This window comes from Kribbella sp. NPDC104740 (genome assembly GCF_055583505.1).
In genome coordinates this window covers 436,056-446,644 of sequence record NZ_JBVJNV010000001.1, presented here as the reverse complement: position 1 = coordinate 446,644, position 10,589 = coordinate 436,056, and the positions used below count along the sequence as shown (strand labels likewise).

General features: G+C 72.0%; 9 protein-coding genes. 4 read left to right on the top strand and 5 right to left on the bottom strand.

What is annotated here, in order from left to right; genetic code table 11:
- Nucleotides 1-12: 12 nt before the first annotated feature.
- The gene (locus ACZ6Z4_RS02095; protein WP_465557193.1) at nucleotides 13-366 is read right to left on the bottom strand and encodes a hypothetical protein; all 354 of its coding nucleotides are present in this window, start codon (nucleotides 364-366) and stop codon (nucleotides 13-15) included.
- Nucleotides 366-749: a YbaB/EbfC family nucleoid-associated protein gene (locus tag ACZ6Z4_RS02090; RefSeq protein WP_465557191.1), complete on the bottom strand. Its 384-nt coding sequence runs from the start codon at nucleotides 747-749 to the stop codon at nucleotides 366-368. The genes ACZ6Z4_RS02095 and ACZ6Z4_RS02090 overlap by 1 nt, the downstream gene beginning before the upstream one ends.
- A 112-nt stretch (nucleotides 750-861) precedes the next feature.
- Here ACZ6Z4_RS02090 and mycP point away from each other — a divergent pair, with 112 nt between their 5' ends.
- Entirely contained in the window at nucleotides 862-2,136 is a 1,275-nt protein-coding gene (gene mycP / locus ACZ6Z4_RS02085; protein ID WP_465557189.1) for a type VII secretion-associated serine protease mycosin, read from the top strand.
- An 80-nt stretch (nucleotides 2,137-2,216) separates the two neighbouring features.
- On the opposite strand, the gene ACZ6Z4_RS02080 is transcribed toward mycP, so the two are convergent.
- Together ACZ6Z4_RS02080 and ACZ6Z4_RS02075 are read right to left on the bottom strand one after the other, a co-directional pair.
- Nucleotides 2,217-2,513 carry a hypothetical protein gene (locus ACZ6Z4_RS02080; RefSeq protein WP_363667727.1) on the bottom strand — a complete coding sequence of 99 codons (297 nt, stop codon included), beginning with the start codon at nucleotides 2,511-2,513 and terminating at the stop codon, nucleotides 2,217-2,219.
- Between the two features lie 34 nt (nucleotides 2,514-2,547).
- Nucleotides 2,548-2,859, bottom strand: coding sequence for a hypothetical protein (locus ACZ6Z4_RS02075; protein WP_363667730.1), 312 nt, complete (start codon nucleotides 2,857-2,859; stop codon nucleotides 2,548-2,550).
- 149 nt (nucleotides 2,860-3,008) lie between these two features.
- Here ACZ6Z4_RS02075 and eccCa point away from each other — a divergent pair, with 149 nt between their 5' ends.
- The 3 genes from eccCa to ACZ6Z4_RS02060 are packed head-to-tail and all read left to right on the top strand — an operon-like array spanning nucleotide 3,009 to nucleotide 9,082.
- Nucleotides 3,009-6,974, top strand: coding sequence for a type VII secretion protein EccCa (gene eccCa, locus ACZ6Z4_RS02070; RefSeq protein WP_465557187.1), 3,966 nt, complete (start codon nucleotides 3,009-3,011; stop codon nucleotides 6,972-6,974).
- A 51-nt stretch (nucleotides 6,975-7,025) separates the two neighbouring features.
- Complete coding sequence (locus ACZ6Z4_RS02065) at nucleotides 7,026-7,382, top strand: hypothetical protein (protein WP_465557185.1); 357 nt, start codon at nucleotides 7,026-7,028, stop codon at nucleotides 7,380-7,382.
- Entirely contained in the window at nucleotides 7,382-9,082 is a 1,701-nt protein-coding gene (locus tag ACZ6Z4_RS02060; protein ID WP_465557183.1) for a hypothetical protein, read from the top strand. The genes ACZ6Z4_RS02065 and ACZ6Z4_RS02060 overlap by 1 nt, the downstream gene beginning before the upstream one ends.
- Nucleotides 9,083-9,164: 82 nt before the next feature.
- Here ACZ6Z4_RS02060 and eccB read toward each other — a convergent pair whose 3' ends face one another.
- Nucleotides 9,165-10,589 carry a type VII secretion protein EccB gene (gene eccB, locus ACZ6Z4_RS02055; RefSeq protein WP_465557181.1) on the bottom strand — a complete coding sequence of 475 codons (1,425 nt, stop codon included), beginning with the start codon at nucleotides 10,587-10,589 and terminating at the stop codon, nucleotides 9,165-9,167.

Here is a 10,589-nt window from a genome sequence, read left to right as displayed (position 1 = left end):
GCGGTACGGCGGTCAGAGGTCGCCGACCGAGCGCATCCGCGCCACGTCGCGCTGCGCCGACTCGACGTACTTGCCGACGATGACGCCGCCCTGGCTGCCCATCCCGCCGACGTTGCCGCTGGCGGCGTCCGACGCTTCCTGGATCGGCGGCTTGGCCGGGTTGTACGTCTCCCGGAACCGCACGCTGAGCGTGTCGAAGCCGGTGGTCGAGCCCAGCTCGCCGACCCGGATCGCGGCGCTCAGCAGGCTCCAGCGGGTGCCGAAGTCGGTGCCGGCCTTCTCCAGCCGGCGCATCGCCTCGCGGGTCTGCTCGGGGTACATGTCGATGTCGCCGACACCGCCGAAGTTGATCGGTCCTTGGCTCATCACAGTCCTCCTCGGCGGTGCTTGCGCAGCTCGGCGTTCAACGGTTCGAAGGCGAGGTCCGACGGGTCGTTCAGCCCGCCGGGGAACAGCGCCGACAGCCGGCCGGCCGCGGTCGCCTGCGCGTCAGCGACCGCAGCGTTGATCACCTCGCGCAGCGACTCGGCCAGCGCGGTGGCGTCGGCGGCCCGGTAGATCCGCGGGTCGAGGACGATCTCGCGGACTTCGCCGTACAGGCCGACGGTGGCCTCGATCAGGCCGTCGTCGGAGTGCGCGGTGCCGGTGGTGTCCTGGCTGACCGACCGGTACTCGCGGAACCGGCGGTCGGCGGCCTCCAGCTGGCCGAGCAGCGACTGCCCGGCGCCGGTGTCGTCCTGAGCTCTCATCCCCGCCTCCTCTGTCGACGCCCACTCTCCCGGCCGGTACGCCGTACGACGGCCGCTGACCGCTTCCGGCCACCAGCACCGGAGCACCCGGGACCTCCGCGACCCTCGGAGAGTGAAGACGAGGTGGCGCGTTCCGGTCCTGCTGATCTCGGCCGCCGTGCTCGCGGCCGGGCCGGTCGTCGTCCCCGCCTCGGCGGCGCCGCCACGCGGCGCCTGCACCAACCCCGAACCAGGCCGCCCGGTCGAGCGATTGTTGCCCTGGGCCCAGGAACTGCTGAAGCCCCAGCGCGCCTGGCCGTTCAGCACCGGCAACGGCGTGACGGTCGCCGTCGTGGACTCGGGCGTCGACGCCGATCATCCGCAGCTGCGCCGCGCCGGCAAGGTGCTGCGGGGCCGCGACTTCTACCTGGTCGGCACGCTGCCGGGCAACTTCGACTGTGTCTCGCACGGCACCGGCGTGGCCGGGATCATCGCCGCCGATCGCGCTGCCGGCGTCGGCTTCCAGGGGATCGCGCCGGGGGCGCGGATCCTGCCGGTGCGGGTGAGTGAGCGCGAGGCCGGCCAGAACGGGCAGGCCGAGCTGATCGACCCGCAGATCCTTGCCCGGGGCATCCGGTACGCCGTCGACCAGGGCGCGCGGGTGATCAACCTGTCGATGTCGGGCGATCAGGATCAGAAGCCGGTGCGCGAGGCCGTTGCGTACGCCGTACGGAAGGACGTCGTGGTGGTCGCGGCGGTCGGCAATCGTCAGGGCGATGCTCCCGGCGTGCTGCCGTCGTATCCGGCGCAGTACCCGGGTGTGCTCGGTGTCGGGGCGATCGACAACGGTGGGGCGCGGTTGCAGGCTTCGCAGTTCGGGCCGTACGTCGATCTGGTGGCGCCGGGTGGTTCTGTGCTGACGGCGGCGCGCAGTACGGGGCACGCCTACGCGGACGGGACGAGCTTCGCCGCGCCGTTCGTGGCGGGAAGCGCTGCGCTGGTGCGGGCGGCGTACCCGAAACTGACTGCTGCGCAGGTGATCCAGCGGCTGAAGGCGACGGCGAGCCCGGCGCGGGGTGGGGCGGACAGCCTGCAGTACGGCGCGGGGATCGTCGATCCGTATCGCGCGGTGACGGAGGCGATGATCGGTACGGCGGCGCGTGAGCTGCCGCCGATGCAGGCGCCGCCGCCGGATCACAACGCGCTGGCGCTCGCGGCCTGGTGGAGGACGGCCGGTGCGGAAGCGCGCTGGATGACGACGCTCGCGCTCGCTGGTGCCTGCGTGATTCTGATCGGCAGTGCGCTGCTCGTTGCCGGACGTAGACGACGCTGGGCTGCCGGACGGTCGGAACTCGTACGGCGGCCGACCCCCGAGTCCGAGCTACCGCCAGAGCGCTTGTTCGCCTGAGCGCATACACACCGCAGAGACCCCAACGCAGCAAGGCCCCGGCCGGATCACCCGGCCGGGGCCTTTCGTCGTACCGAGGCTCACAGACTGGCTGCGATGCTCCGGCAGGTGGCCAGCGTGCTGGCACCGTCGGCGGCGCACTGGTCCCACTTGACGGCCTGGTTCTGGGCGTGGTCCGCGGCCCCGAGCGTTCCGGTGACCTCCTGGTGCGTCGCGGCGAAGTGGCCGTCCGACGCGCTGTCGGTCCACTCCCCGCTGGCCAGGTTGCTCGCCGCGCGCAGTTCGTCCTCGGCCATCATCGTGCGGTCCGACGACACGCCGCGCAGGGACTGCGCGGACATGCCGATGCCGCTGAAGGCCTGGTAGATCTCTGGCATCCGAGTTGCTCCTTCCGGTGTCCGGTCCTGTCGGTCAGGCGGTCAGCGAACCGACGCTGTTGACCGCCTGCACGTTGTTGGCGATGGTGCTGTCGTACTGCGAGCTGATGCTGGAGACGCCGGCGGACCGGTTCTCCACCCGCGCGTGGTGCGGGCGCACGCCGCTCTGCCAGTTGTCACCGACCGCCGACGCGGCGGTGTAGCCCGGACCGCGCCACGAACCGTTCAGGTCCATCGTGGTCGAGGCCGCCCGGGTGGCGTTGCCGCTCAGGTCCTGCCCGTAGGCGTTGGTGCGGTTGGCGTGCTGGGTCATGCTCTCGGTGAAACCCTGGATGAAGTCACTCATCCTCTGCTCCTTCCTGGTGGTGGAACCTCACCGCCAAGGTAGGGACGGCACTCCCCGCGCCGGTCCCGGCGACACCTTCCTGCCACCACGGTCCGGGCCCCGGTCAGGCCCGTGATGATCGGAGCGCAGCGAACCGGTGGAGGTTGACGATGGCAACAGTGGTGGTACGACGCCCGATGCGGCGACCGGCGCCCGAACTGCCCGGTGGCGAGTTGCTGCTGGAGGCTCCGCCGGAGGTGCCCGAGCCGGGCGGCCGGCAGTGGGCGCAGATGCTGATGGTGCTGCCGATGGTGGCGATGATGGGCGCGATGATGCTGATGTTCTCCGGCAGCATCGCGAGCAGCCTGCGGTACGTGATCTTCGGCCTGTTCGGCCTGGCCATGATCGGGATGATCGTCGCCGGGGTGCTCAGCCGCAACAGCGGCGCGGGCAAGGTCGAGATGGGCCAGGCCCGGCGGACCTACCTGCGGCACCTGGCCCAGCAGCGGCTGCGGCTCGGTCGCTCGGTCGAGCAGCAGCGCGAGACGCTGCACTACCTGCACCCGGATCCGCGGTCGCTGTGGGCGCTGGTCGGCAGCTACCGGTTGTGGGAGCGCCGCCAGGACGACGCCGACTTCGGAGTGACCCGGATCGGCGTCGGCCGGCAGGGTCCGGCGACCACCATCGTGCCGCCCGACACCCAGCCGCTGGAACGGCTGGAACCCCTGTCGGCGTTGGCGTTGCGGCGGTTCGTCTCGACGTACGCGACGGTGTCGAACCTGCCGCTGGCGATCGCGGTGACCGGCTTCGCGCGGATCTACCTGCCGGGTGACGAGGACCGGTCGCGGTCGCTGGCTCGGGCGATGGTCGCCCAGCTCGCTTCGCTGCACGCCCCGGACAACCTGCGGATCGCAGTGTGCGCGGGCCCGGATCAGCGGGAGGAGTGGGACTGGGTGAAGTGGTTGCCGCACGCCCTCCACCCGGAGCGCAGCGATGCGCTCGGGCCGCTCCGGTTGATCGCCCCGACGATCACCGCGCTGGAGGCGATGCTGGACGACCTGCTGACCAACCGTCCCCGCTTCGATCCCGACACCGCAGGCTGGGCCGGCGGGCCGCACCTGGTGGTCGTGATCGACGGCGGAGTCGCCGACGGCTCGGACCATCTGCTGGCCGGCCCTGGCCTGGAAGGCGTCACCGTTCTCGACCTGACCTTCCCGCCGCCGCGAGCGCTCGACACCAGCGCGATCAGCCTCGACGTCGAGGCCGACGGTGCGCTGCACGCGGAGACGATGGACGGGACCGAACGGATCGGCGACGCCGACACGCTCGACCTGACCACCGCGGAGGGACTCGCCCGGCAGCTGGCCCCGCTGCGGCTCACCGCCGGGCAGCACGGCGAGCAGCCGCTGAGCGCCGATCTCGGGCTGGCCGAGCTGCTCGATCTCGGTGACCCGTTCGAGTTCGACCCCGAGGACACCTGGCTGCCGAAGCCGAGCCGGGACCGGCTGCGGGTCCGGTTCGGGCTGCGGTCGGACGGGCAGCCGATCGAGCTGGACCTGAAGGAGTCCGCGCAGGAAGGGATGGGGCCGCACGGCCTGCTGATCGGGGCGACCGGTTCGGGCAAGAGCGAGCTGCTGCGGACGCTCGTCCTGGCGTTGGCGATCACACACCCGCCCCGGTCACTGAACTTCGCGCTGGTCGACTTCAAGGGCGGTGCGACCTTCACCCGGCTGGACAAGCTGCCGCACACCAGCGCGGTGATCACCAACCTCGCCGAGGAGTTGCACCTGGTCGACCGGATGGCCGACGCGATCAACGGCGAGCTGCTCCGCCGCCAGGAGCTTTTACGGGCCGCAGGCAACTACTCGTCGCTGCGTGACTACGAGAAGGCGCGAGCCGCCGGTGCCCCGCTGGACGAGGTGCCGACGCTGCTGGTGATCTGCGACGAGTTCAGCGAGCTGCTGACCGCGCGGCCCGACTTCATCGACATGTTCGTCCAGATCGGCCGCGTCGGCCGGTCGCTGGGTGTCCACCTGCTGCTGGCCAGCCAGCGGCTCGAGGAGGGCCGGCTGCGCGGGCTGGAGACCCACCTGTCGTTCCGGATCGGTCTGCGGACCTTCTCCGACATCGACAGCCGCACCGTGCTCGGCGTCAACGACGCGTTCCACCTGCCGCGAGCACCTGGCCACGGGTTCCTGCGGGTCGGTACCGAGCAGATGGACCGCTTCCGGTCGGCGTACGTGTCCGGTGTGCATCGGCGTCCGGTGCCAGGCGCCGTACCGGTGCTCGGGGACCAGAGTGTGGAGCTGCTCGACTACTCCAGCGGGTACGTCGCACCGGCCGTCGAGCAGGACGAGGACGAAGCCACTGCCGATCCGGACGGTGTGTTAGACGAGGCGGTCGGCGAGAGCCTGATGGATGTCCTGGTCGACCGCTTCGAGGGCAAGGGCACTCCCGCGCACCAGATCTGGTTGCCGCCGCTGGACCAGGCGCCGGCGCTCGGCACTGTGCTGCCCAACGGACCTGCGGAGTACCCGGTCGGCCGCTACCGGCCCGGGCGGCTGCAGATCGTCGCCGGGGTCGTGGACCGCCCGCTGGAGCAGCGGCGCGACCCGCTGCTGCTCGATCTGTCCGCTGGTGGTGGCCACGTCGCGGTGGCGGGCTCTGTCCAGAGCGGCAAGAGCACTGCCCTGGTGACGATGATCAGCGCGCTGGCGATGACCCACTCACCACGTGACGTCCAGTTCTACTGCCTCGACTTCGGCGGCGGCGTGCTGACCGGCGTCCGCGACTTGCCGCACGTCGGTAGCGTGGCCGGCCGCCAGGACGTCAACGCCGTACGCCGGAGCGTCATCGAGGTGCTCGGCATCGTGGCCGAGCGGGAGAAGACCTTCGCGCAGCTCGGTATCGACAGCATGGAGACGTACCGAGAGCGGCGCCGGCAGGGCGAGCTGGCCGACCTGCCGTACGGCGACGTGTTCCTGGTGGTCGACGGCTGGGCGACGATCCGCAACGACTTCGAGGACCTGGAGCAGCTGCTCGCCGACATCGCGACCCGCGGTCTGGCGTACGGCGTACACCTGATGGTCAGTGTGGCGCGCTGGTTCGACCTGCGCACCAACGTCCGGGACCTGTGCGGCACCAAGCTGGAGCTGCGGATCGGTGACCCGATCGACTCGATGGTGGACCGCCGCGCGGCCGCGCTGGTCCCGGAGCGGTCGCCAGGGCGCGGGATCATCACCGGGCGCCACCAGTTCCTGATCGCGGCTCCCCGGCTCAGCGAGCCGCAGGGCGAGGAGCGGGTCTCGGTCGGGCTGGCCGAGCTGGTCCGGACCGTGGTCGAGGCGTGGCCCGGGCTGGCGGCCCCGGAGGTCCGGCTGCTGCCGGCCGACGTACCGTACGAGGCGGGCAACGGCGCGAGCTCCAAGGAGACCGGACTGGCCGTCGGTGTCGCCGAGCGCAGCCTCGAACCGGTGCTGCTCGACCCGAACGCCAACCCGACGTTCATCCTGCTCGGCGACACCGGGTCGGGGAAGACCGGCTTCCTGCGGACACTGGCGCGGCGGATCTCGGAGACCTACGCACCGGACGAGGCCTGTGTGCTGGTGATCGACCACCGCCGCAGCCTGCTCGGGACCGTCGAAGGGCCCAATCTGCTGGGCTACGGCACCGGCCACCAGGTCACCGAGAACCTGATCAACCGGCTCGTCCAGATCCTCGAGGAACGGCTGCCGGGGCCGGACGTGACGCCGCAGCAACTGCGCGAGCGCTCCTGGTGGCAGGGCCCCGACGTGTTCGTCCTGATCGACGACTACGACATGGTCGCCACCGGCGAGGGCCACCCGCTGATGCCGTTGCTGCCCTACATCCCGCAGGCCGCCGACATCGGGCTTCGGATCTACGCCGCCCGGCGGACCGGCGGCGCGATGCGCGGCCTGTTCGAGCCGGTGCTGGCCAAGATCCGGGCGGTCGGGTCGCCCGGGCTCCAGCTGTCCGGCAGCCGCGACGAGGGCATCCTGCTCGGCGGCCTGCGGGCCCAGCCGCTGCCGCCCGGCCGTGGCTTCCTGGTCAACCGCCAGGGCGACAGTCAGCTCGTCCAGCTGACCCATCCCCCGTCGGACGAGCGAGCGGTCTGACGCAGTTCCCGGTGCGGCACCGGCCGCACCTCGTGAGATGAAGGAGGATCGATGGCAGGCGAATTCATCAGCGCGCACAGGACCGAGGACATCGGCACGTTCAGCGGCCAGCTCGGCGTCGTCGCGGACAACTTCGAGGGCCACGCGAGCGCGGTGGGCCAGCGGGCCACCGGGGCGACCGGGACCAGCTCGATGGCCGAGGGCGCGGCGTTCCTGACCAGCGAGCAGCAGGCCCGCCAGACGCTCGGGCAGTTCATGACCGAGACGACGCAGGGCCTGCGCGGGTACCAGTCGGCGGCCGCCGCGACGCACCAGAACTACGACGGCGTCATCAGCGCGAACACCGCGACGATGAACACGCTGCTGCGGCCCGCGACCGGGCCCGGGCCCGGGCAAGGAGGCAACTGATGGCGAAGACCAGTTACAACGACGGCGCCGGTGTGAACAGCGCCACCACGCTGGACCAGCTGGAGGCAGCACTCAACCAGCTGTTCCAGGTCGCGTCCGGCGAGAACCGCATGGTCGCCTCGGTGAACGCGTCGAGGGACGCCTGGGAGCAGGCGGGCCAGGGCATCTTCGACGCGGTCACCGAGCTGCCGAGCAACACCAGCCAGGTGATGACGTCGTGGACCGACGACGCGGCGAAGCTGTTCGAGCAGGCCACCGAGCGGTCGACCCGGTCGCTCGCCACCGCGCACGGCTCGATCGTCGGGGCGGCCGCCGGGCCGTCCGGAGGGTCGGGGGTGGTGAACGCGCTGACCTCGCTCGCGGCGAACATCTCGCGGACCGTCGAGCAGGCCGCGACGATCAAGGACGCGGCCGACCGGCAGATCGCGTTCGCCCGGCAGTACGCGGCGAGCACGATCAACGAGCCGGGGGCCGCGATGGTGGCGTCGGAGGCGGAGATCGCCAACCAGTACGTCGACCAGATCCGGCCGACGGTTGCTCAGCTGGGCACGGCGCTCGATCTGCTCGGGACGATCTACGAGGGGACCGGGCAGCAGGTCACGTCGGCTGCGGCGCAGTTGAAGTGGGACGGGCCCGGGGCGAACGGTGCTGGACCGGGTGACGTGCCGGCTGGGACTGGGGCCGGTCCTGCTTCGGCTGGAGCTGGTGGAGGGCCGGCGGGCGCTACCGGTGGGCCCGGTGGAGCTCCCGGAGGGCCTGCGGATGCGGCGGGGCCTGGTGGCGGTGCGGGTGGGCCGGCGGACGCGGCTGGTGGTCCAGCTGACGCGGCGGGTGGTCCCGGTGGTGCGGCTGGTGGTCCTGCCGGAGCTGGGGGTGCTCCGGGTGGGCCGGCAGGCCCAGTGGGCGGAGGTCCCGGCGGGACCGAGCTGTCCCGGCTGTCGCCGGGTGGCGGTGGGCTGCCTTCTCTCCCGAACGGCGGGCTCCCGCACCTCCCCACGCAGACGCTGCCGAACAACGGTCTGCCGTTGCCGCCGGCCGGTGGGCTTCCGCTGCAACCGCTCGGGGCTGGTCTCAACGGGTCCGGCCCGAACGGCAAGGGCAAGTTGCCGCCGCTTCCCACGCTCGGCAAGCCCGTCGGGCTCGGCGGTGGCGGCGGGCTGGGCGGTGGCGGGCTCGGCGGCGGTGGACTGGGTGGTCTGCGCGGTGGCGGCGGTGACGTCGGCCTCGGCAAGAGTGGCGGCGATCAGCTGATCCCGCGGGCCGGCGAGCAGCTCACCCCGCCCAACCAGGCCACCGTCGGCCGAGGCCCGGCAGCACCTGGCTCCGCCTTCGGTACGACGTCCGCCGGTACGCCGGGCGGCCCGGCCGGTGGTTCGCCGATGATGCCGCCGATGGGCGGCGCGGCGGGCGCCGGTGGCGGCAGCCGTGGCGGCAGGCCGGGCGCCGGTGCGATCCGGCCGGTCAACCGGAAGCGCAAGACGCGCGAGGACGAGACGCCCGGCGTACCGGTCGGGCTGCGCGGCAAGGCCGGGCGGGAGCTGCCCGGGGCGTTCCCGACGCTCCCGGTCACCAACCGGCGGCGCAAGGACGAGCGGGACAAGCCGATCGACACGATCCAGCTGCTCGACGAGGAGCTGTGGAAGGTCGAGGAGGCGCAGGCCGTCGAGACCCAGAAGCGAGTGGGCCGCCTGGCCACCTGACCGGCAACGCAACCGGCCCGGACATCGCAGATGTCCGGGCCGGTTCGCGTGCGGGCGCGGCGCGGGAGACCGGCCGGCCGGCTCAGTGCACGGGCTGGACCGCCGCCACCGGGTCGAGCCCACTCCCCTGCGGGATCCGCGCGACCAGCTGGGCCGGGATGCGGACCGGCACGACGCCCTTGTAGCCAAGGGCTTCCAGCAGCGTCGGGTCGGCCAGCGGGTACGTGCGACCCAGGTCGGTGATCACCGAAACCGTGCCCGCCTTCGCCTGATCGGACGGCATCGCCTCGACCACGGCCGCCGTACCGGGCTCGACCAGCACGCGATCGGCCAGCGCCGTGCCGAGCTTGCCGCGCTTGACCGTCACCGCCGCCGCGTCCCGCGCCGGCATCGCCGCGTCGATCGAGACCGACGGCACCGGGTCACCAGGCTGGAAACCCGCGCACACGGTCCCCTGACCGTTGCGTGGGGCAACAAACTCGGGCCGGCTCCGCGGCGCCTGTCCCTCGTCGGCGGCGGTCGACGGCGACTCGGCCCGGGCCAGCGACAGCAGCCCGATCTCGAACGCGCTCGGCGACTTCCCTCCGTACGCCGCGGCCACCGGCCGGTAGGCGCGCTGGATGTCGTACTGCAGCGCACTGATCGGCCGCAGCTTGTCCTTCAGCGCCACGTAGTGCTGCCGCGCGCCGCTGGCCGTGGTCACCACGAACAGCTGGCCGATCCGCACTCCACCCCGATCCTGCACCGCGTACGACGGCCGCCCGGTGCCGGCGATCGCCAGCGGCGCGATCGGCTCGCCGTCGGGCAGCGCGGCGACGAACGCAGCGCCGACCCGAGCCCATGGCTCCGACCCCAGCGCCAGGCCGACCGTGGTCGTGTCGGACTTCTGGATCCGGTGCCGGTAGCCCTTCCAGATCAGGTACCAGTCACGGGTTTCCATCACCTCGACCAGCATCGCGGCGTCCGTCATCGGCGCGTCGCCAGGCGGACGGGACCCGATCATCAGCACCGACTCGCTGGTGGCCGCGCCGCTGCTGTCGAGGGCCGGCTCGGAGCACAGCGTCCAGCCGCCGGTCAGCAGCCGCTTGCGATCGGGCAACGCGTCCGGTGCGTCCTCGATCCCGATCAGCGGTCCACGCGGTACGTCGGCCAGCGACCGGCGCGAGACCCGGCGGACCTGGCCGTTCTTCCCCAGCGCGAGCAGCGCGGAGGTGTAGTTGGTGACCGGGTGCAGGTGCCCGTCGACGTACACGAACCGCGTCCCGGTCTCCTTCTCCACCACGACCACGTCGCCGCCGCTCCACGCCTTGCTACCGCCCGGCACGATCAGCCCGTAGACACCAGCGACGACCAGCGCCAGCACCAGAATCACGACGCCACCCACAGCAGCGCCGAGTGGGCGCTTGAACGGCGGCTGCTCCGGGTCGGTCTCGCGGGTGACCAGCGCCGACACCATCCGCTGGACGGAGAACTGGTGGGACTGCAGCTGATCCTTCCTGGTCGCCAT

Bases quoted from the DNA above. Each gene is read 5' to 3' on its own strand.
- ACZ6Z4_RS02095 (WP_465557193.1), bottom strand. From the start codon at position 366: ATGAGCCAAGGACCGATCAACTTCGGCGGTGTCGGCGACATCGACATG.
- ACZ6Z4_RS02090 (WP_465557191.1), bottom strand. From the start codon at position 749: ATGAGAGCTCAGGACGACACCGGCGCCGGGCAGTCGCTGCTCGGCCAG.
- ACZ6Z4_RS02080 (WP_363667727.1), bottom strand. From the start codon at position 2,513: ATGCCAGAGATCTACCAGGCCTTCAGCGGCATCGGCATGTCCGCGCAG.
- ACZ6Z4_RS02075 (WP_363667730.1), bottom strand. From the start codon at position 2,859: ATGAGTGACTTCATCCAGGGTTTCACCGAGAGCATGACCCAGCACGCC.
- eccCa (WP_465557187.1), top strand. From the start codon at position 3,009: ATGGCAACAGTGGTGGTACGACGCCCGATGCGGCGACCGGCGCCCGAA.
- ACZ6Z4_RS02065 (WP_465557185.1), top strand. From the start codon at position 7,026: ATGGCAGGCGAATTCATCAGCGCGCACAGGACCGAGGACATCGGCACG.
- ACZ6Z4_RS02060 (WP_465557183.1), top strand. From the start codon at position 7,382: ATGGCGAAGACCAGTTACAACGACGGCGCCGGTGTGAACAGCGCCACC.
- eccB (WP_465557181.1), bottom strand. From the start codon at position 10,589: ATGGCGACCAGGAAGGATCAGCTGCAGTCCCACCAGTTCTCCGTCCAG.